Origin of the sequence: Cryobacterium sp. MDB2-A-1 (genome assembly GCF_004402675.1) — a bacterium.
In the GTDB taxonomy this organism is placed as follows: domain Bacteria; phylum Actinomycetota; class Actinomycetes; order Actinomycetales; family Microbacteriaceae; genus Cryobacterium; species Cryobacterium glucosi.
In genome coordinates, this window is record NZ_SOFK01000043.1 from 51,916 (window position 1) to 71,780 (window position 19,865).

The 19,865-nt window shown below is 66.5% G+C and carries 16 protein-coding genes and 1 tRNA gene; 4 read left to right on the plus strand and 13 right to left on the minus strand.

The window, feature by feature from the left end; all coding sequences use genetic code 11:
- Positions 1 to 201: 201 nt before the first annotated feature.
- The 8 genes from E3O39_RS16140 to E3O39_RS16175 form a co-directional block, all read right to left on the minus strand.
- A complete protein-coding gene (locus tag E3O39_RS16140; protein ID WP_134448716.1) occupies positions 202 to 1,989 on the minus strand; it encodes an HNH endonuclease signature motif containing protein in 1,788 nt (595 codons plus the stop codon).
- A gap of 93 nt (positions 1,990 to 2,082) precedes the next feature.
- On the minus strand, positions 2,083 to 3,684 hold the full coding sequence (locus E3O39_RS16145) for a sulfatase (protein WP_134542337.1): 1,602 nt from the start codon (positions 3,682 to 3,684) through the stop codon (positions 2,083 to 2,085).
- 17 nt (positions 3,685 to 3,701) lie between these two features.
- Positions 3,702 to 4,448, minus strand: a complete 747-nt coding sequence (locus tag E3O39_RS16150) for a dihydrofolate reductase family protein (protein ID WP_134448714.1) — start codon at positions 4,446 to 4,448, stop codon at positions 3,702 to 3,704.
- Entirely contained in the window at positions 4,445 to 5,434 is a 990-nt protein-coding gene (locus tag E3O39_RS16155; protein WP_166787347.1) for a lysylphosphatidylglycerol synthase transmembrane domain-containing protein, read from the minus strand. The genes E3O39_RS16150 and E3O39_RS16155 overlap by 4 nt, the downstream gene beginning before the upstream one ends.
- Positions 5,431 to 6,252, minus strand: a complete 822-nt coding sequence (locus tag E3O39_RS16160) for an SAM-dependent methyltransferase (protein ID WP_134448712.1) — start codon at positions 6,250 to 6,252, stop codon at positions 5,431 to 5,433. The genes E3O39_RS16155 and E3O39_RS16160 overlap by 4 nt, the downstream gene beginning before the upstream one ends.
- Complete coding sequence (locus E3O39_RS16165; protein ID WP_166787346.1) at positions 6,249 to 7,283, minus strand: glycosyltransferase family 4 protein; 1,035 nt, start codon at positions 7,281 to 7,283, stop codon at positions 6,249 to 6,251. The genes E3O39_RS16160 and E3O39_RS16165 overlap by 4 nt, the downstream gene beginning before the upstream one ends.
- Positions 7,284 to 7,285: 2 nt before the next feature.
- Positions 7,286 to 7,684, minus strand: a complete 399-nt coding sequence (locus E3O39_RS16170; protein WP_134448710.1) for a 6-carboxytetrahydropterin synthase — start codon at positions 7,682 to 7,684, stop codon at positions 7,286 to 7,288.
- Entirely contained in the window at positions 7,681 to 8,661 is a 981-nt protein-coding gene (locus E3O39_RS16175; protein WP_134448709.1) for a zinc-binding alcohol dehydrogenase, read from the minus strand. Before E3O39_RS16175 ends, E3O39_RS16170 begins: the two co-directional genes overlap by 4 nt.
- A 75-nt stretch (positions 8,662 to 8,736) precedes the next feature.
- Between E3O39_RS16175 and E3O39_RS16180 the strand changes: the two genes are divergently transcribed.
- On the plus strand, positions 8,737 to 9,459 hold the full coding sequence (locus tag E3O39_RS16180) for a CDP-alcohol phosphatidyltransferase family protein (protein ID WP_134448708.1): 723 nt from the start codon (positions 8,737 to 8,739) through the stop codon (positions 9,457 to 9,459).
- A 180-nt stretch (positions 9,460 to 9,639) separates the two neighbouring features.
- Positions 9,640 to 10,860, plus strand: coding sequence for a DUF2235 domain-containing protein (locus E3O39_RS16185; protein WP_134448707.1), 1,221 nt, complete (start codon positions 9,640 to 9,642; stop codon positions 10,858 to 10,860).
- On the opposite strand, the gene E3O39_RS16190 is transcribed toward E3O39_RS16185, so the two are convergent.
- The 4 genes from E3O39_RS16190 to E3O39_RS16205 form a co-directional block, all read right to left on the minus strand.
- Entirely contained in the window at positions 10,850 to 12,112 is a 1,263-nt protein-coding gene (locus tag E3O39_RS16190) for a hypothetical protein (RefSeq protein ID WP_134448706.1), read from the minus strand. The genes E3O39_RS16185 and E3O39_RS16190 overlap by 11 nt on opposite strands.
- A 16-nt stretch (positions 12,113 to 12,128) precedes the next feature.
- Positions 12,129 to 14,186: a hypothetical protein gene (locus E3O39_RS16195; protein WP_134448705.1), complete on the minus strand. Its 2,058-nt coding sequence runs from the start codon at positions 14,184 to 14,186 to the stop codon at positions 12,129 to 12,131.
- Between the two features lie 125 nt (positions 14,187 to 14,311).
- Entirely contained in the window at positions 14,312 to 15,679 is a 1,368-nt protein-coding gene (locus tag E3O39_RS16200; protein ID WP_134448755.1) for a glucose-6-phosphate dehydrogenase, read from the minus strand.
- Between the two features lie 185 nt (positions 15,680 to 15,864).
- Positions 15,865 to 15,950 (minus strand) — tRNA-Leu (locus E3O39_RS16205).
- 38 nt (positions 15,951 to 15,988) lie between these two features.
- Here E3O39_RS16205 and E3O39_RS16210 point away from each other — a divergent pair.
- Positions 15,989 to 16,594, plus strand: a complete 606-nt coding sequence (locus tag E3O39_RS16210) for an ANTAR domain-containing response regulator (RefSeq protein ID WP_134366651.1) — start codon at positions 15,989 to 15,991, stop codon at positions 16,592 to 16,594.
- A gap of 82 nt (positions 16,595 to 16,676) precedes the next feature.
- Here the strand turns inward: E3O39_RS16210 and E3O39_RS16215 are convergent, their stop codons facing one another.
- A complete protein-coding gene (locus tag E3O39_RS16215) occupies positions 16,677 to 17,102 on the minus strand; it encodes a hotdog fold thioesterase (RefSeq protein ID WP_134448704.1) in 426 nt (141 codons plus the stop codon).
- Between the two features lie 53 nt (positions 17,103 to 17,155).
- On the opposite strand from E3O39_RS16215, the gene polA reads away from it, so the two are divergent.
- The gene (gene polA, locus E3O39_RS16220; RefSeq protein WP_134448703.1) at positions 17,156 to 19,828 is read left to right on the plus strand and encodes a DNA polymerase I; all 2,673 of its coding nucleotides are present in this window, start codon (positions 17,156 to 17,158) and stop codon (positions 19,826 to 19,828) included.
- Positions 19,829 to 19,865 lie beyond the last annotated feature (37 nt).

The following is a 19,865-nucleotide window of genomic DNA, read 5'->3' on the forward strand; positions in this document are numbered from 1 at the left end:
CGGACCCGCCGCGGGCGAGACGGTTGGTCTGAAACCGTGAAGTGTGAAGCGGTGAGGTCTGAAGCTGTGAGGTCTGAAACGCCGATGTCTGAACTGCCGGGTCCGAAACGTCCAGTTTCGAACACCGTTAGTACGGAACAAGGAGACTCGGCGGTCGGTGCCGCTGCCGTCCCCGCTACACCGCCGATCTTCCTCGCCGACTCAGTCGTCGTCCCGGAGGATCGGGCTTTTGCTGGTAAGGAGGATGGGTCCCTGTTCGGGGTCGAGTCCCGGGGGTGGTGTGAGCCAGTAGTGGCCCGTGTCGTCGCGTGTGATGCGCCAGTGTTCGTTGTGGAGTCTGAGGTGGTCGGCCCGGCAGAGCAGGATCCCGTCGGCCAGGTTGGTTGCGCCGGTGTCCTCTTTCCAGTGCTGGATGTGGTGGGTTTCGGTCCAGGAGGGTGGTCGGTCGCAGCCGGGCCACATGCAGCCGCCGTCGCGAAGGGCGAGGGCGTCGCGTTGGGCGGGGCTGAAGGTGCGTTGTTCGCGGCCGAGGTCGACGCCGCTGCCGTGGTCGTCGAAGGTGACGTCGAGGAGTCCGGTGTCGCACCGGTTCCGTTCTAGAGTCTCGGTGGAGACCGTAACCGCGGTTCCCTCGATCACGCCCGGCTGGAGCGCGGGTGCCTCGTCTCTGCGGCCTGCCTCGGCATCGGACGTGGGTCCGGTCACCGCGTCGGGAGTCGGCCAGCTCGGTTCAGTCCTGCCGGCTGCGGTCTCGATCGACGCGGTCCGGACCGGCGCGGTCCCGTGCGGTGCGACGCCGATGAGTGCGGTGCCGGTGGATGCGGTCCCCGTCGGTGTGGTGCTGGTCGGTGTGGTGCTCCTGGGGCGGATGGTGATCATGCGGACGGCGGGGCTTCGTCCTCCGGCGATGCGCTTGGGGTCGGCTTTGACGCCGAGTTTGGTCAGGGCGAGGAATGCGTCCGCGGTGAGTTGTTCAGTGGTGCGCGGGTCGTCCTGCACGCGCTTCGCCCACGCGGCCTGCTCCTTGTCGACGAAGCGGACCCCGCCCCGGCGGGGGCTGGTGATGGCGTCGTAGGTACTCATCAGGTATTCGCCGTCTTCGGGGGCGAACAGGCCGACCATGCGCACCTGCCCGGTGTGGAGCCGCCAGAACCGCAGGGACCGGTCGTCGTAGACGGCTTTCTCGCGGGCGGCGATGCCGGCCTTGTCGAGCACGTCCCGCACCCGGCGGGCCCGCTTGAACAACTGATCTGCGTTCAGGGTTCGTGCTTCGGTGAGGAGCCGGGCCAGGGCGGACGCGAGATTCTCCGGGGTGATAGCCCGGTCCAGATCGCCCAGGCCCTTACGGAGCGCGTCCGCCTTCTCGACGCTGAGCCAGCCCTCGGCGAGGGCGCGGCCGATCGGGGCGTGCCACGGTGGTACCGCTGCCGACGGAACCGGCTGGTCGACCGGCGGCAGATCTGGAGCGGCCCCGTCGAGGGGCGGGGTGCCGTCGAGCAGCTTCTGGGCCTCGGCGGCGTCGCGGGCGGCCTTCTCAGCGGCGTCGATCTCGGCCACCAGCCGGCCCACCCCGAGGAGCTTGACCGCATCGCCCTTGCTCGACCCGGAGATCGACTGCAGCAGGTCCTCCGGGGAGCGGAACCCCTTCCGGGCCGCAAGACCCTTCCCGCCGAGGTCGGGCCGGGACCTGCGGGCCAGGGTCGCTGCGAACCATGCTGCCTGGGTGTCGAGGGCCCGCCGGGCTTTCGCGATCAGTGCGTGTCCCTCGTGCAGCGCCTCGTCACTGAGCGTGTCGACGGCGGCGGACGAACCGCCCAACCCGGTGACGACATTTGCCATCGAGCGCAACCCGCCGAGCACTCCGCCGCCGAGCACTCCGCCGCCGAGCACTCCGCCGCCGAGCACGCCGCCGCCGAGCACCGGGTCGTCATGCTCCCGGTCGCCGTGCGGCTTTTCGGGTGAGGCGGGCGACTCCGGGAGGTTGGTCATGCCCCCACGTTACGACCGACCACCGACATTCTGTGAGCATGGCTCAGGTGTGTGGAAACTTCCTCTGACCAGCACACTATTGAGGACAGGTCGTCACTCAAATGCCGCGAAAAACCGGTCACGGAACTCGTCCATCCGCCATTCGGGTGCCGCGCGATCCGGCAGCATTCCCGGTTGCCACTGCCAGGAAGCGATCCGACTCATGACCTCGGGATCCCGGGAGATGATGCTGATCGGCACGGTGTGGTTCGCGCCTTCGCCACTGACCACGGTCGCCGGTTGGTGGTCGCCGAGAACGACGAGGACGAGGTTCGGGTTGTCGTAGGTGGTGAGGAACGAGATGAGCGTGCTGAGAGAGTATTCAACGGATTGTCCGTAGAGCTGTTGCACCAGATGCGGGTTCTGCCAGACCTCGCTCGGAGACAGTCCCTGGTCCGGCTGGGGGTCGTAGAGTGAGCCGTCCCCGACAGCGGTCCACGGCACCTCGTGGGGCAGGGGAGTCCACGGGGTGTGCGAGGACACCAGGTCGATCTCCGCCATCAGCGGACGGTGTGGTCCGGCCAGTTCGTGCTTCTGGAAGTATTCCCAGGTGTACTGGTCGGGTATCAGGGCATAGCTGAACGGAGGACCCTGATATCCGACGTTCTGGGAGGTGAGTTCTGTCCCGAAATGATAGAACGATCGGCCGATCGGCCACGACCCGGTGTCGGAGGGCACGTCACTGATGGTGTGCCAGCCCGCCTCGGCGAATGCCTTGCTGAGGGTGAGCCGGTTTCCGGCGGTCACCTGATCGTATTTCTGTTGTGAGTCGATCCAGAGCCCGGTTTGCAGGGTGGAGTGGGCGAGCCAGCTGATTCCGCCGAACGTCGGCGAGGTGAGAAAGGCGCTGCGTTCCTGGTAGCCCGCGGCCGCGAGCTCCGCGTTTCCCCTGCGCAGGACGTCGTCGACGCCGACGGAGAAGAACGTGTCCTGGACGGCGACCTGGCCATAGCTTTCGATGAACGCGACGACGACGTCCTTTCCCTTCAGCCCGGTGAGGAGAGAGGATGCCGGCAGTCGGGCGTATTCGTCGGTTGCGCTTGCGCGTGCGAATCTGGCCTGGTCGGCATCCGCGATCCTGACCTGCTCGGCTTTCACGACGACCGTGTGGATCGTGTCCGCAGCGGCGACGGATTCGCCGGGTACGACCTGGGCGCCGCTGAATCCGAGCGCGATCCAACTCGCTGCGATCACGAAGCCACCGATCGCTGCGGGGCGGCGGTGCCGACCCACTGCGTCCGTGATCCGAAGGAATGCACCAGCGAGAATGAGAGTGACAGCCGAAAACGATAGCGGGATCAGGATGAGCAGTGTGACCGATGCGACCGGGCCGGCAGAATCCCGGAGGACACCGTAGGCGTCCCGCACCTCCGGCCAGCCGGTCACCACGTTGAACGGCTGACCGACCGTGCTTCTGAACCCCCGATCGAGAGCCGCGAGAGCGATGGTTGCGACGAAGACCATGGCGGCGAGGATCGAGACGGTCCGGCGCGCGAACGGACGCCGAAGTCCCGCCAGGATCAGGACGACGACGACCGATTCCAGGGGTACGCGCACCAGGGCCAGCAGCGACCCCGTGCTGATCCATCCAGGCGCGAGGACGGCAACCACGGCCAGGACGAGGGCGGCGATCAGGCCCACCCGTCGTCGAACCATCGGCGGACGGTTGGCGCTCACCGCATTCCCACCATGAGAGGCGCCGTGATCACAGCCGGGTGGGCTTCCGCGTCGTGCTCGGTGAACCGATCTGAGAGCGCGTAACGCATCAGAACCATGTCACCGATCGGCCTGGCTTCTGCGAGGTGAGCCCGCCGGTCACTGGTCCACGGAAACACACCGTCTCCGACGAAGCGGGCACCCCCGGCCGAGCCGACGAAGAACGGCGCCACGCACAACTGAAGCTCGTCGACCAGATTCGCGGTGAGAAACTGCGTGTGGACGATCGCTCCTCCCTCGACCATGAGCCTGCCGATCCCGCGCCGGCCCAGGTCCGCGACGAGCTCGGTCATTCTCACTCCACCGTCCAGTCCGATCACAACGGCGGCGGGTCCGAGCCGTCGCCGGAGGCCGCCGGCCAGCGGCGCGGGGCAGTACACGAGCCGAGTGGTGTCCCCGGATGTGAAGAATGCCGCGTTCGGATCGAGGTCGCCCGTCGCCGTCACCGTGACCTTCCACGGTGAGCGCGGCAGGCCGGCCGCCTCTCGACGGTTCTGGCGGGCAGCGCTCCTCACCAGCAATCGCGGGTTGTCGGCTCGCACGGTTCGTGCACCGACCAGGATTGCGTCGTTCCTTGCCCGCACGGCGTCAACACGATCGAGGTCGGCTGCATTCGACAGGGTGAGCCGCGGTGGACGCGCTGTGTCGAGATACCCGTCGAGCGAGATGGCGCAGCTCAGGGTGACGAATGGCGTGAGTGTCACGATGTCTCCTCCTGGTCGAGAGCGTGTGGAACGAGAATGGACTCCGGTCGGCGCAGACGAACGGCGACAGCGGCGGCGACGAGCGCGCCCGGCGTGATCGAGAGCATCGTGAGCACGCCGAACAGGGTGGATGCCGCCACCCCCGCCGGCGCGCCCGATCCCGCAACTGCGAATGCCCAGCCGGCGATGCCCTCGCGAGGTCCCCAGCCGCCGATGTTCAGCGGGATCGAGGCGCCGAGCAGGATGACGAGAGCGAGAGTGAGCATCCGCAGCCCCGGCATCCTCGCGCCAACGGCCGTAGTTGCGAGCGTGAGAGTGGCGACATGGCAGCCGACGACGATGACCGACGCGATCGCGACCTGCAGGGAGGTGCGCAGTGATCCGAGGCCGGCCCGGAGTTCGCGCGCCTCGCTGAGCAGCACCGCATGGGCGCGTGTGCTCAGCGCTATCGTCGCGGCAAGCCCGGCGACGACAACGCCGAATCCGATCCCGAGCGCCGGCAGCAGGTAGCCCTCGAACTCGGTTCCGAAGCACGCCAGCACTATCAGCGCCAGGCCGAGCTGCACGACCTGCCCCGACAGGCGCTCGACCGCGACAGCGCGCGCGGCGGGCCTGACGCTTGTGCCGCGCGGGCCGCTGTCGACTGCCCGGCGGATGTCCCCGACGATTCCGCCCGGAAGGATCGTGTTCAAGAACTGGGACTGGTAGTACATTCCGACGGCGGTCGACAAGCGGAGCGGAACTCCCAGGCGGGTCGCGATGAGCTGCCACCGCCACGAGGCAGCCACCGTTGCAACGGCCGAAAGAAGCAGCGCCGCGCCGATCGTCGCTCCGTCCAGGCTGACGATGCCCTGCAGGAACGGGCCCGTGCCCACCTGCCCGATGACGCTGATGAGGACCCCGGCGCCGAGGACCGGACGGATGGCACGGCGGAATCCCGCCGACCGCAAGACCTGGCGAATCAGGGCTCGGCTGCGGTGGGTCATCCGCGCGGCCAGGCCAGCAGGTCGACGTGGCGGATGCGCGCTGCCAGCTCCCCGCATCGGATCTGGGACATCCGAAGTCGCCGGAAGCGCGCGGCCTCAGCGCCCAGCCGGGGATCCTGCTCGACGGCGGCGTCCACCCATCCGCAGAACCAGTCGAGGAGCAGGCGGTGCCTGCTGTGGTCGAGCAGCCATTCCGTGGCGGTCTGGCGCACCTCCCAGCCGGCCTGTGTGAACAGTCCGCGCGCAATCGGCGCGCCATACGGACCGAGCTGCCTGCGATTGTCTGCCAGTCGAAGTTGATGTGCGTTGAAGGCTTCCTCGAATGCCGCGTCGAGGTGGTCCCGTGGGCTCAGGCGAACCCGGCCTGTCACGCTGAGGGTGAGAAGAGCGGGGCAGCTGGCGTCAACGCAGGCGTCCACGATGGTGTGGGTCTCGTGGGAGGTCAGCACATCGAGCAGGGCGGATGCCGTCACGAGGGACGCACCCTCAAGGTCGGATGCCCGCAGGTCGGCGAGGTTCCCCGGTCGGGCGAGAACGGAGATCGCTGCCGAGTTCCCGTCCCGCGGACGCATCCTGCCGATGGCCGATTCGATCAGGTCCGGATTCCAGTCGTGCAGGATCCAGGTCTGCGGACCGGGGAGGAGGGGAGCGAGCCAGCGCATCATCGAACCGGTCCCGCTGCCGAGATCGTGAACGATCACCGGTCCATCCGGGATTTTGGCGGCGGCGGTGAGCGCAAGATCGCGTGAGCGCGCAGCTGCGTCCTCCGGTTCACGCAGCGCCAGCCAGTCCGGACTGACCAGGGGAATGCCGGTCATGGGGAAACCGCCGTTTCACGGAATGCCACCTCGATGAGCGTTGACGCAATGGCGGCTACCGTCGCACTCCACGGCCTGGCCCGTCTGCTGGCCGCCACGGCGGCTGCCTTGAGCTGCGACCGCTGTGCCGGACTGGCTAACCAGTGGCGCAGCGCGACCTCGAGCGCCCGCGGATCCTCCGGCGCGACGAGGATCCCCGCCGACTCGTTCGAGAGCGCTTCCGGAATGCCACCGATACGGGAGGCCAGGACGGGGATGCCGCGGGCCTGGGCCTCTGCGACGACCATTCCGAAGCTCTCGTACCGGGATGGCACGACGACAAGGTCGGTCCTGGCGTATGCGCTGTCCAACCGTGTTCCGACCAGAGCACCCCTGAACGGTGCCCTGGCGGTGAGGCGTGCCCGGTGACGGGCGCGCGTCAGCTCGTCGACAAAACCTGGTGCACCGTCGAGTGATCCGACGAAGGTGCACGTCCAGCCGTCAACGTCGGTGAGGTGCGCCAAGGCGCCGATCAGCAGGTCCTGGCCCTTGTGCGGGGCAACCACGCCAATGCAGAGCAGCCGGTCGCCTGCTGGTGAAGCGTTTGTCGTGGCGGCGGGATCCGTTCCCGGGTAAGCGACGACGACGTCGTGGGCCGCGTGGGAGTGACGCGTGATGATCTCAGACCGGGTCCATCCGCTCGTGGCGATGATGCGTTTCGCAGCCCGGAATGCGTCTCGTTCACGGCTGTCGGCCGTGACCATGTGCGCGAGGACGATCAACCGGAGCCGGGTGGCCTGGAGGCCCAATGCCACCGATTCGCGTGCGGCGATCAGTCCGTCGACCAGGGCGAGGGCACCGTCCGGCAGCCTCGACAGGGTCAGGCCCGTGAGCATGCCGTCATCCGGCGGGATCGGAACCATGTGCACCTCCCAGCCGCTGCGTCGGAGCCCGTCGCGAACGTGCTGGTCGTAGACGTTGCCACCGCTGACCCTGGCGGGGTCGTCGATCGCTGCGGGCACGAAGAAGGAGACCCGACGTTCGGCGGACATGCTCATGCCGTCCTCGTGTAGCTTGCCCACGCGATGTGTGACTCATGGAGCGTGACCGTGATGGAGTCCAGCTGCTGAACGGGGCCGAGTGACCCTGCCTTCACCCCTTCGGCCAGCAGATCGGCAATCGCTGTGCAGAGCACTTCGGTGGTTGTGTTCCGGCCCCGGAACCGCGGGTCTTCGTCGAGGTTGCGATACGTGAGCGCCCCCGTGATCTCCGCGAGCGCGCTCGCCAGTCTGCCGATGTCCACGACCACACCGTTGGCGTCGAGGCCGCCCGACGCGACGGTCGCGTCGACGATGAACGTGGCTCCGTGGAGTCGCTGGGCAGCGCCGAAGGCGTCGCCCGTGAGACTGTGGGCGATCATCAGATGATCGCGGACCGTGACCGTGTACGTCATTTTGGTTCTCCCCACGTGATGGTGTGACACAGGACATCCGGAGCCCCCCGGGCGAGGCTCGCCATCACCTCGGGAAGGTCGCGCCACGAGGATTCACCGGTCAGCACGGCGTCGAAGGCCGGGTCGTGCAGGAGCCGCATGGCCAGCTCCAGGCGTTCACGCCTCGACCGGTTACCCCGGCGACTCGCCGCCACCGCTCCGACCTGGCTCGACCGGATCGTCAATCGTCGCGAGTGGAAGTCGGCGCCCAGCATGAGCGTGACAGGGCGATCGCCGTACCAGCTCGCCTCGAGGACCTCACCGTCGGTGACCACTGTTTCGAGGGCGAGCTGCAACCCGGCGGCCGAACCGCTCGTGTTGATTACGATGTCCCGGTCACCCGGCGGCCGCGCGACGTCGGCGAAGCCAACGCCCAGTCGATCCGCAACCACCTGGCGCGCTGGGTTGACGTCGATCAGAGTGACCTCGACCCCGGGGATGCCGCGGAGCAGTCGTGCGACACAACACCCGATCATGCCGGCGCCGATGACGGACACCCGGTCGCCGATAAGTGGACGAGCATCCCAGAGCACATTGATGGCTGTTTCGACCGCGCCCGTGAGCACGGCGCGACGTGCCGGTATCCCGGCGGGAACCGGCACGACCGCATCGGCGGGGACGACGAACGCTGACTGGTGGGGGAACAGCGTGAACACGATCCGGCCCTCGAGGGATTCGGGTCCCTGGTCTACGACGCCGACATTCAGATAACCGTATTTGACCGGGCCCGGAAACTCGCCGTCCTGGTGGGGGGCACGCATCCGGTCGAACTCGCTCTGCGGGACGTGTCCGCTGAAGACCGAAATCTCCGTGCCTCGGCTGACCCCGGTGTAGAGGGTCCTTACGAGCACCTCTCCATCGCCGGGTTTCGGCACGGTTTCCCGGCGGAGCACCCCGACGTGGGGCGACTCCACCCAGAATGCGGATGACTCGACCACAGTCCCTCCCGTTCGTGAACGATTTATGCCGGAGCGCCGTCTTAACAGATGAGTTAACAAAGAAACGAGACAGGGATGCGCAGAGTTCAATTCGCGCCGATTTCCTCAGCAATCGCGGGGACGGCAGCCGCGACGGTCCTCGGCCTTGCCGCTGGGTCCTGGGACCGGTCGTGGGCGCCCGCTGTCGGCTGGCTGGTGGCCCTCAGCTACCTGGTCGTGTCGAATGCCCTGCTCGTGCGCGGGCTACGGAGCAGAAACTCGACACGATTTGGACCAGCAAACCGTGTCACGGCCGTGCGGTCGACGCTCGTCGGGATGATCAGCGGGATCGTCGTTGCATCGTTCGTCGCGCCGGTTCCCACCACCCTGATGATGGCCCTCGTCGTGCCTGCCCTCGTCCTGGACGCCGTCGACGGCTGGGTCGCGCGGCACACGAACTCCACGAGCGAGCTGGGCGCGCGGTTCGACATGGAAGTCGATGCGTTCCTGTTGCTCGTGCTGAGCGTTTATGTGTCGAAGAACCTGGGGACCTGGGTCCTCGCGATCGGCACCATGCGGTACCTCTTCGTCATCGCCGGGTGGATCTTTCCCTGGCTCCGCCGGCAGCTGCCATCCCGGTATTGGCGGAAGGTCGTCACGGCCGTGCAGGGCATCGCCCTGGCGACGGCCGCGACACGGCTTCTCCCCGGTCTTGATGCCCTGCTCGTCGCGCTGGCGCTCGTCCTGCTCCTCGAATCCTTTGGCCGCGACGTGCTCTGGCTCGCTGCACGACGGTCAGAGCCGGTCAGGTTCCGTTGATCCCGATCAGGAATGGCGAGCGGCGGAGGCGAACATTCACACGGAGGGGAATGCCGGGCACTTCGAAGCACGGCCCCCCTGCACCCATCCCGCGTGATCGCTCCGGTAACTGCGCTCAAACCACGGCTATCTTGTTACCCGTCCGGTTGATACCGCTACGCGAGCCAGGGGAGGAACTTCATGGCTAGGAATCTGGTCATCTGTCTTGATGGCACGGGCGCCCAGCCGCGAGCACGGGGTGACTCGAACGTCATCAAGGTGTTCGGGATGCTCGACCTCACCGACCCGACGAAACAGATCGCCTACTACGACCCGGGGGTGGGCACATTCTCGTCGTCGGCCTCGTGGGGTCCGCTCGCGCGTTGGCTCTCGCGCGTCGGCGGGCTTGCGTTCGGCAATGGGCTTCGCCAGAACCTGGGCGAGGCATACACATGGTTGATGCGGGAGTGGAATCCGGGTGACCGCATCTTCGTGTTCGGATTCAGCCGCGGCGCATACACCGCCCGCGCTCTATCAGGCATGCTGCGCACGATCGGCCTTCTTCATGCCGGCTCGGAGAACCTCGTGCCCTATGCAGTTTCCGAGTTCACCAAGCGCAGCAAGGATGACCGTCCCCAGGGACAGGACGGCGTCACCACCCCGAGCGGGAAGACCCCCACCAGCGCCGCACCTCGCACCCCGCAGACTGTCGCGTCGAGGGCATTCTGGGCAGGAATCGACGAGTTCTCCGAGAACTTCGCCCGCAAAGTCAACGGGCGGAGTACCGTGCGCGTCGCGTACCTCGGCGCATTCGACACGGTGAAGGCGGCTGGATTCCTCAAATGGGATATCAAATGGCCCTATACGCGCAAGCTGGACAATGATGTGCGCGTGCGTCATGCCGTGTCGATCGATGAGAAGCGCCGACCCTTCCGCGAATACCTCGTCACGCCGTCCCCTCAGTCCCAGCTTGAGGAGGTCTGGTTCGCGGGTGTGCACACAGATGTCGGGGGCACTTTCGAGGACGACCCGCGCCTCTCGAACGTCACCCTCAAGTGGATCGTCGAGGGCGCCCTGGAGGAGGGAATGCTCGTTGAACCTGGTCCGTACGCGAAAGCGTGCACCGTCACTGAGCTGAGCGCCGACGGAACCGTGCACGCGAATAGCTGGATGTGGAAGATCTTTATCGACCGAACACGCCCGATCCCGGCGAACGCATTCATCCACTCCAGCGTCAGGCCCCGTATGGAGGCCCCGGGCCTCTATGAAACGCGGATCCCATCGGGCGTGCAGTGGGCTGACCCGAATTGGATCGACCTCGCGCCCGTCCCGGTCCGAGCCGCCAATCCGATCGAGTCCGCTCCGGCGCCTACGGAGCATCCCGCGCCAGCGGCCGTAGCGACCCGACCCACTACACCGTGAAGGTCACCTGACTCCACAGCAGTCCCGGGTCCACCACTACAGCCGGTGGCGCGGCGACTGGCGCATCCGCTCGAACCACATGCGTGTTGAGTTGAGCCAGGGCCGTGAGAAGTTCTGCCTTGGGAATGGTGTTCTCCCACTGTTTGACCAGTCCCCAGGGCAGCATCGCATAGGCCCCCTGCCCGAGCACGGACTCAACGAACGGCTTCGGAGTCGCGTTGTGCGATCCATGGTGCCCGATCTTGTAGAACGCGACACTGCTGACCAGAGCCTTCGACACGGGGTCGTCGAGCACGTGCTCCCAGGCGCCTTCCTGCGAGTCGCCCACGAACAGCAACCGCGTCCCGGACACGTCGAGCACGAAGTACACGCTCGTGTTGTTGACGGAGCGTTCGAGAACGGCCGCTGCGTCGAGCAGCGCGTCGTCGTCGGTGCCGAGCTGGGTCAGGCGCAGGGAGGCGCGCGCGTCCCTCAGCTCCGAAGGGATCGACTGGACGTCCTCGTCCGCCACTACATAGATCGGATCGAAGATGGTCGGTGTTTCGTCGTCGTCGTCGGGGTGCTGGTCGGGATCGAGTTGCAGCCACTGTGCTGACACCGGCGGGTCCATCAACGCGAGCTGCTTCGGATCGCGCGACGGGCCGAGCAGGTGGATGCTCACCCCCTCGATGGGCACGGCGATCACGTTCTTCGCGGGGTCCCGGTTGGGAACGAACATGACCGGCGGCGTGTTCTTGAACTGGGTGCCGTTGCGGCTGAGCAGCCGGTCGGTTGCTTTCGCGTTGCCCATCGAGTTGGCTGCCAGGGCGCTGGCCAATGCCAGCGGAGCCGGCAGATCCCCTGAGTTCGTCTGGGCCTTCGCCTCGATGAAACCGTGGATCTGGGTCGCTGTGGACACGAGTGAATTGCGCAGCGCCTGGGCAGCCGGATCGCTCGTGTCCTCCACGAACGGGACCAGCACCTGGCCGACATCGACGCTGGTCCACTCGTCGACCGCGAAGCCGCTGATGTGGTCCTGGTGGTGGTGGGTGGCGACGACAACGTCGAGGTGCGGGGGAGAGCCGGCAGCGGCAACCGCTGTGAGGTCCGCGATGACCGTGTGGACCACATCGGAAATGTCCCGGGTGACACCGTTGATCGTCGCGCGGCCCTGACTGTGCACACCGCAATCGACGAGCATCCGCCACACCTGTAGACCTCGTGTGATCGTGACCAGGAAGCAGTCACCAAAGCCAACGTTGTACATCCGCACGGCAACGGTCGTCTGGTCAGGCATGGGGCACGACTTTCGGCATCGGGACCTCCTCTGCGGCGTGGAGAGACGCGAACGTCATGCGAAGCAGCGAGGGCTGGTCGGTCCAGGCCGCGAGCGCATCCGCCGACGTCACGTGGTCGCTCCACGCCTGCAGCGCTTTCGCCCGCTTCGCACCGATCGCAGCACTCGATTCCGCGAACGCTCGCACCGCGTCCGGTTTCCCGGTGAATGTCTCCGGTTTCGTCAACGCATCGGGGTTCGACAAGGGAAGTGGCTTGGCCACCACGTGCACGACTTGCCCGTCGACGCGGGCGATGACCGTCGTTCCCGCTCGGATCGCCATGCGTTTACCCGCGGGCAGGGACTGGTCTTCGAGCTCCTGATGGCGTTGCGCGAACTGCGCCACCACGATCGGCCGGGGCTGCAGGTCGGATGCTTGCACGAACACCGCGTGCACGCCCACCAATTCCAGAGGGAGGTCCGGATCCAGGCCGAGTTCGTACGCGTGATACCTGCCCCACTCGATGAGCGCCACGACCGTCGCGGAATTCGCTGTCGTCGCCGGCGCCGGTTTCAGGGCTCCCGACTGTGCCGCCGGAACCGCCGGAACCGCCGGCACCGCGGGTCGCGCACGAGTGGATACCCGTGGCCGTGCATCCGACTTGTCCGGCCCCTCGATCTCCGGGTCCGCGTCCGCTCCGGTGATGGTCGTCGACGCCTCGCCGCCCAAGTCGAGGTTCTGCGTCGCCTCCAGGATGAGGGGCGCCAAGTCGACACTGTGTGCCCCGCGGGTCAGGCTGAGTGCCGGATCCGCCGGCCCCGGCCAGGTCAATGCTTCTTCTGTCAGCGAGGACACCGACGGCGGATAGATCCCGCGCCGCCGCAGAGCTTCCACGAGGTTCGTCCTCAAACGCATCGCATCATCCGGGTAGAGCGCCCGGTCGGCCGTCACGATACCGCGGACCACGTCCCCGAACGTCACGTCGACCACCGGCAGGTATTGGAAAGCCCGCACGACCATCCCGAGGATACGGTCTGCGTTCCGGATCGCCTCGACCGTCACCCGTTTCACCAGGTCGGTTGGCAAGGCCCCTGGTGGGAGGACTCCGGTTCCGCCGGTTGCCAGCCGGCGCAGATCGTTGATCTGTTTCAAATAGGTGTCGAGGTAGGCGTCGAAGACCGCCGCCACGAAGCACGCCCCCCGCGCGTGCGGCTCGGTCGCCGCCAGGAACGCGTCCGGCGTGCGCGGCGACCCGATGGCCGACCGCAGCGCCGCACCGCGGCCTGTCGACTCCCCGAATTCGAGCGCCAGGTCGAGCAATGCCGACCCTTCCCGAAGGTCTGTGCTCGAGTTGGCCACCGCCTCAGCCACCACGTCCGGGAAGAGAAAGTGGTGAAACAGCGCCACCAGGTCGGCGAATGCCTCGTGCCACGCGAACACATCCGGATTCGATGCCTCCGAGAAGTACTTGCGGATGCGATGGACGATCGCATGCGTCACTTCGTGCGCCACAACATCGACGCTCAAGCACGTGAACATCACCTGGCCGGGCAGATTCGATCCCGGATCGCGTTCGTCGGCCTTGTAGTAGCCGAAGAGCACCGCACGCCGCGTTGGATCAAAGAACGCATTGCGGCCTTCAAACGCGTGCGGCACGATCCGCAACTCCCGCCCGCCCCGCCAGCGGAAACGCTGCCCACCGAAACGTTCGAACCGTTCGATCACGCTCATCGCGACGGCGTAGACAACCTGCTGGTGGGTGCGCGGATCGCTTTCGGACGGACGAAGCCCGCCCTGGGCCAGGATCGCCGGATCATTCAGATCGACCGGCCGATACCAGACATCGCGAGCCGCGTCGTAGTCGACGACCTGCACCAGCCGGCCCGATGGTCCCGGCTCCAAATCGCGCTCGAACGGAACATCGACCGTCAAATATCGGCCGCTCAGTCGAGTTGACATCGGATCGAACGCGTAGACCGGCAACGGCCGCCGAGCGGGCAGCCGCACCGGCGGATCGTTACGCGGTCCCAGGCGCGCTGGCGGCTGGTCTCCTGGTGTGGCGACCCCCATCGGTGCCTTCTTCCTCCGCGACAATGTCAAACGGTGAGTGTTCGCGCTCGAGGTGTTGGCTCGATCATCCCCCGTGCGGTTCGGATTGGGAACCCCGGACGAGGCCGACCACGGGAGGAGTTTTTCTAGCGCCAGGTGGTTGGCCCCGCGGAGCCGGCTCGATAGTTGTCGAGAGGTACGGAGCTTTTGCGCCAGGCGGAGAGGATCGGAGTGACTATGCGCCAGCACTCTTCCACCGCGTCTGCACGCACCGAAAGGGTGGGGTCGTCGGAGAGGATTCCGTGCAGTACTTCGCCGTACGGGCCTAGTTCTCCCTGGGCGAATTGCACCTGAAGATTGACCCGGTCGAGAGCGAAAGGATCATCTTCGCCGTTGATGTTGAGGTCGAGATCGATACTGTCCGGGGTGAGCGAGATAGTGAGCCGCGCGGGACCGGGGTTGCCGGTGAAGCCGTAGGGCCGGTGCGGTACGTCCTTGAAAGTTACGACGATCTGTTGGCGGCGGTCGGCCATGGCTTTTCCCGACCGGAGTCGGAATGGAACGCCGGCCCAACGCCAGTTCTCGATCCCGACGGTCACTTCCGCGAGTGTTTCGGTGTCGAGTTCGGGAGTCACGCCGGTCTCTTTCACGTAAGCGGGAAGTCTTCGCCCGTCAATTGTGCCGGCGGTGTATCGGGCACGGCGGCTGCTGGCTACCGGGTCGCCCTTCCACGCGCGGGTGGCGCGGAGTACCTGGGCCATTGATCCGCGCAGATCGTCGGCGTCCAGACTCGACGGGGGCTCCATCGCAGTGAGCGCCATCACGAGAAGCAGGTGGCTCTGGATCATGTCAACGAGGGCGCCCGCCTTGTCGTAATACCCGGCGCGACCCTCGAGGCCAAGGGTCTCGTCGAAGACGATATCCACTCGCTCGATGTGCTCTGCGCTCCAGACCTGCTCGAACAAGCGGTTGGTGAAACGGAGGCCGAGCAGGTTGAGCACCGTGGACTTTCCCAGAAAGTGGTCCACCCGGTGGATGTGGTTCTCTGGCAGAAGCCTCACGAGCTGCCTATTGAGCGCCTGGGCGCTGCGCAAGTCGGTGCCGAACGGTTTCTCCATCCCGAGAACGGTGTTCTTAGGCAGCCTGACCTTCCCCAGTGCAGCGATCGAGAGAATCGTCACGTTCGGCGGCAGAGCGAAGTAGAGCGCCGGTGTGCCCGTTGCGGCAGCAAGCACGCGAGCGAGGTCAGCTGGTTTCGTCACGTCGGCCTGGAGGTATATCGAGTTGTTCGCCACCCTGGCAGACCGGGCGCTCTCGGATCCCCCTGCGGCGAAGGACTCGACGACACGGGAACGCCACTGCGCACTCGTCATGGGATCGGATCCCACACCGATCAGGCGAAGATCGTAGCCCCGGGAGCTACTGAGCAACTGGCCCAGGCCCGGAAGAAGCAACCTCTTTGAGAGATCCCCGCCCGCTCCGAATATGACGAGAGTTCCGATGCGGTCAGCCATGCGCACACGATACCTCGGCAAGACTGGCGAAACGGGACTAGTCGCCACCTGGCTGATGCAGAAGACCTCTTGGACGACGACGACCTGGACGCCGTCGCAGACCGCCTCGATCACACAATCGGAGCTTCACGTGTGGGCCACCGGCGCCTGATTCGCCCGAGTTCCGCATCATGACTGACCTGTGTTGGTACCGGTGGTGGGACTCGAACCCACACGTCCTCTCGAACAAAGCATTTTGAGTGCTCCGCGTCTGCCATTCCGCCACACCGGCTCACAACACCTGGTTCAGAATACCGTAGGCTTTGACCCGTGACCGACCAAGATTCAACCCCAGTACCTCCTCGCCGTGTTGTCGTGGCCGAGGATGAGTCCCTCATTCGTCTCGACATCGTCGAAATCCTTCGTGACGCCGGATTCGAGGTCGTCGGCGAGGCCGGCGACGGCGAAACCGCTGTGGCCCTGGCGACCGAGCTGCGACCCGACCTGGTGATCATGGACGTCAAGATGCCGCACCTCGACGGCATCTCGGCCGCGGAGCGGATCACCAAGGCGCACATCGCCCCGGTTGTGCTCCTCACCGCGTTCAGCCAGAAGGAACTGGTCGAGCGGGCGACGGAAGCCGGCGCACTCGCATACGTCGTCAAGCCGTTCACCCCGAACGACCTGCTGCCCGCGATCGAGATCGCGTTGTCCCGTTACAGCCAGATCATCACCCTCGAAGCCGAGGTCGCCGACCTCGTCGAGCGCTTCGAGACCCGCAAGCTCGTCGACCGGGCCAAGGGCCTGCTCAACGAGAAGATGGGCCTCACCGAACCGGAGTCGTTCCGCTGGATCCAGAAGGCGTCGATGGACCGCCGCCTCACCATGCACGATGTCGCCCAGGCGATCATCGAGCAGCTCTCCGCAAAGAAGTAGCACCACTGCACAGACGAAAGGCGGGTCCGGTCAATGGCGACCGGGCCCGCCTTTGTCGTGTGTGCACGGCGGGCGTGACAGATCAGGCGATGCCGGGGCGGTCGGTGATCAGGTTCGTGATCCGGATCGTCGAGCAGCGCCTGCCTTGATCGTCGTCGATCTCGATCGAGTGGGTCGTCAGGGTGCGCCCGAGGTGGATCGGCGTGCAGACGCCGGTGACCCAGCCGCTCGTCGCCGAGCGGGTGTGCGTCGCGTTGATCTCGATGCCGACGGCGAGCTTGCCCGGTCCCGCGTGCAGGTTCGCGGACATCGATCCGAGGCTCTCGCCGAGCACCACGAAGGCGCCCCCGTGCAGGAGCATGGCCGGCTGGGTATTGCCGAACACCGGCATCCGTGCCACCGCCCGCTCGAGGCTGAACTCGAGGAATTCGATGCCCATCTTGTCGGCGAGGGCCCCGCCGCCGCGCTGTTGCACCCAGCTGAGGGCGTCTTCGGTCTTCTGGGTCATGGTCACCTTGGATAGGGCCCTGCGCCGTCGGACGACGCTTGTAGGCTGTCTGTGTGTCGGATTCCGAAAAGCCTACCCTGATGATCATCGACGGCCATTCACTGGCCTACCGGGCGTTCCATGCGCTCCCGGTCGACAGTTTCCAGACCCGGGACGGCCAGCACACCAACGGCATCCACGGGTTCATCTCGATGCTGCTGAGCCTGCTGCGCACCGAGAACCCCTCGCACATCGCCGTCGCTTTCGATATCTCGCGCGCCTCTTTCCGCACCCGCGAATACCCCGAATACAAGGGAACCCGGGCGAGTACCCCTCCGGAATTCAAAGGTCAGGTGCCGCTCCTGCAGGAGGCCCTCGCGGCCATGAACATCACGACCATCACGAAGGAAGACTTCGAGGCGGACGACATCCTCGCGACCCTGTCCGTCCGCGGAACCGCGGAGGGGTACCACGTCTTCGTCGTCTCCGGCGACCGGGATTCGATCCAGCTCGTCAACGACAACGTGACCCTGCTCTACCCGGCGAGCCAGGGCGTCTCGGCGCTCACCCGGTACGACCCGGCACGTGTGCGCGAGAAGTACGGCATCGATCCGGCCCAGTATCCCGATGTCGCGGCCCTCGTCGGCGAGACGAGCGACAACCTGATCGGCATCAGCAAGGTCGGCGAGAAGACCGCCGTCAAGTGGCTCGGCCTCTACGGCAGCCTTGCCGGCATCCTCGAACACGCGGACGAGATCAAGGGTGTCGTCGGAAACAACCTGCGCGAGCAGAAGGAGAACGCGATCCGCAATCGCCGCCTCAACCGGCTCGTGACCGACCTCGACCTCCCCGTCGAACTGCCAGACCTCGTCCGCGCCCCGATCAACGAAGCCGCCGTGCGCGAGGTCTTCGGTCGCCTCGAGTTCAAGAACCTGCTCGAACGCGTGATCAAGCTCGAGGGCGGCGCGGACGAGTCTGGCGCGACCGTCGTGCCGGTCGAGCGTGACGATGCGCCCTCCGCGCCGGTCGCCAAGGACCTTCTCGACGAGGAGCTGGATGCCTGGCTCACCCGGGTCGTAGCGGCCAACCCGGGCGGACTCGGCCTCCAGGTCGAGGTGCAGGACGGCAAGGCGATCGGTTTCGGTGTGTCCGGGCTCGAGGAGTCCGTGAACCTTCCGTGGCAGCCGGGACGCACGGACTACCTGCCCTTCGAGGACTGGCTCGCGAGCGACGCGCCCAAGATCATGCACGACGCCAAGCACCAGCTCAAGGCCCTGCGCCGCAGTGGCCTCGGCTTCGGTGGGCTCGTCACCGACACCCTCGTAGCCGCCTGGCTGCTGCGCCCGGGCGGGCCGGACAAGACCCTCGCCGACCTCGTCACCCGCTACCTCGACGAGACGCTCCCTGTCGCAGACCCCAACCAGCTGGTGCCGGACGAGTCGGAGTCTGGCGGCGTGCCCACCGAGGCCTGGTACGCCTACCGGCTCTCGGCCGCGCTCGGGGCCTTGCTCGATCCGGGTTCCCAGTCTGTGCTCACCGACATCGAAATGCCGACCCTGCTGACCCTCGTCGACATGGAACTCACCGGCGTCGCCGTGTCACACGAGGAGCTGTCCGTCCTGTCGGCCCAGCTCGGCGAGCGGGCGGCGGAGTACGCGGCGGGCGCGTTCGCCGAGATCGGCCGCGAGGTCAACCTCGGCTCGCCCAAGCAACTTCAGGAGGTCCTGTTCGAGCAACTGGGCATGCCGAAGACCCGCGCGAACAAGACCGGATACACGACGGATGCCGGCGCCCTCGCCGATCTCCAGGCGAGCAACCCGCATCCCTTCCTCGGTCTCCTCCTGCAGCACAGGGACGCGACCAAGCTCCGCCAGATCGTCGAGACCCTTGACAAGGCGATCGACGCGACCGGGCGCATCCACACCAATTACGTGCAGATCGGCACTGCCACAGGCCGGATCTCCTCGGCCGATCCGAACCTTCAGAACATCCCCGTGCGCACAGAGGAAGGCCGGCGGATCCGGGCAGCCTTCCACTCCGGCCCGGACGCCGAGTGCCTGCTGACGGCCGACTACTCCCAGATCGAGATGCGCATCATGGCGCACCTCTCCGAAGACGCCGGGCTGATCGAGGCCTTCAACGCCGGAGAAGACCTGCACCGCTTCGTCGGCGCATCCGTCTTCGGGGTCACGCCGGAGGAGGTCACGAACGAGATGCGCAGCAAGGTCAAGGCCATGTCCTACGGACTCGCGTACGGGCTGAGTGCCTTCGGCCTCTCCAAGCAGCTCCGGATCGACCAGAAGGAAGCACGCCAGCTCATCACGGACTACTTCGCCCGGTTCGGCGCCGTGCGCGACTACCTGCGGCACGTCGTCGAACAGGCCAAGGTCGACGGGTACACGGCGACGATCTTCGGGCGCCGCCGCCCGTTCCCCGAACTGCACAGTTCCAACCGCGTGCTCAGGGAGAACGCGGAGCGGGCTGCGCTCAACGCCCCGATCCAGGGCTCGGCCGCCGACATCATGAAGATCGCAATGAACAACATCGCGGAGGACATGCTCGAGGAAGGCCTCGAGTCCCGGATGATGCTCCAGGTGCACGACGAATTGATCTTCGAGGTCGCGCCCGGCGAGTGGGACGCTCTCCGCACCGTCGTCACGCACCGGATGGAGACCGCCGCTGCGCTGCTCGTGCCCCTGGACGTGCAGGTCGGCAGGGGTGCGAACTGGGACGCCGCGGCGCACTGAGGTCCCGGCTCGCTCCCTGTGTCGCTGCCGGTACGGT

Excerpts from the sequence above, each read along its gene's own strand:
- E3O39_RS16140 (WP_134448716.1), bottom strand. The coding sequence starts at position 1,989 with ATGACCAACCTCCCGGAGTCGCCCGCCTCACCCGAAAAGCCGCACGGC.
- E3O39_RS16145 (WP_134542337.1), bottom strand. The coding sequence starts at position 3,684 with ATGGTTCGACGACGGGTGGGCCTGATCGCCGCCCTCGTCCTGGCCGTG.
- E3O39_RS16155 (WP_166787347.1), bottom strand. The coding sequence starts at position 5,434 with ATGACCCACCGCAGCCGAGCCCTGATTCGCCAGGTCTTGCGGTCGGCG.
- E3O39_RS16160 (WP_134448712.1), bottom strand. The coding sequence starts at position 6,252 with ATGACCGGCATTCCCCTGGTCAGTCCGGACTGGCTGGCGCTGCGTGAA.
- E3O39_RS16165 (WP_166787346.1), bottom strand. The coding sequence starts at position 7,283 with ATGTCCGCCGAACGTCGGGTCTCCTTCTTCGTGCCCGCAGCGATCGAC.
- E3O39_RS16170 (WP_134448710.1), bottom strand. The coding sequence starts at position 7,684 with ATGACGTACACGGTCACGGTCCGCGATCATCTGATGATCGCCCACAGT.
- E3O39_RS16180 (WP_134448708.1), top strand. The coding sequence starts at position 8,737 with ATGCGCAGAGTTCAATTCGCGCCGATTTCCTCAGCAATCGCGGGGACG.
- E3O39_RS16185 (WP_134448707.1), top strand. The coding sequence starts at position 9,640 with ATGGCTAGGAATCTGGTCATCTGTCTTGATGGCACGGGCGCCCAGCCG.
- E3O39_RS16195 (WP_134448705.1), bottom strand. The coding sequence starts at position 14,186 with ATGGGGGTCGCCACACCAGGAGACCAGCCGCCAGCGCGCCTGGGACCG.
- E3O39_RS16200 (WP_134448755.1), bottom strand. The coding sequence starts at position 15,679 with ATGGCTGACCGCATCGGAACTCTCGTCATATTCGGAGCGGGCGGGGAT.
- E3O39_RS16215 (WP_134448704.1), bottom strand. The coding sequence starts at position 17,102 with ATGACCCAGAAGACCGAAGACGCCCTCAGCTGGGTGCAACAGCGCGGC.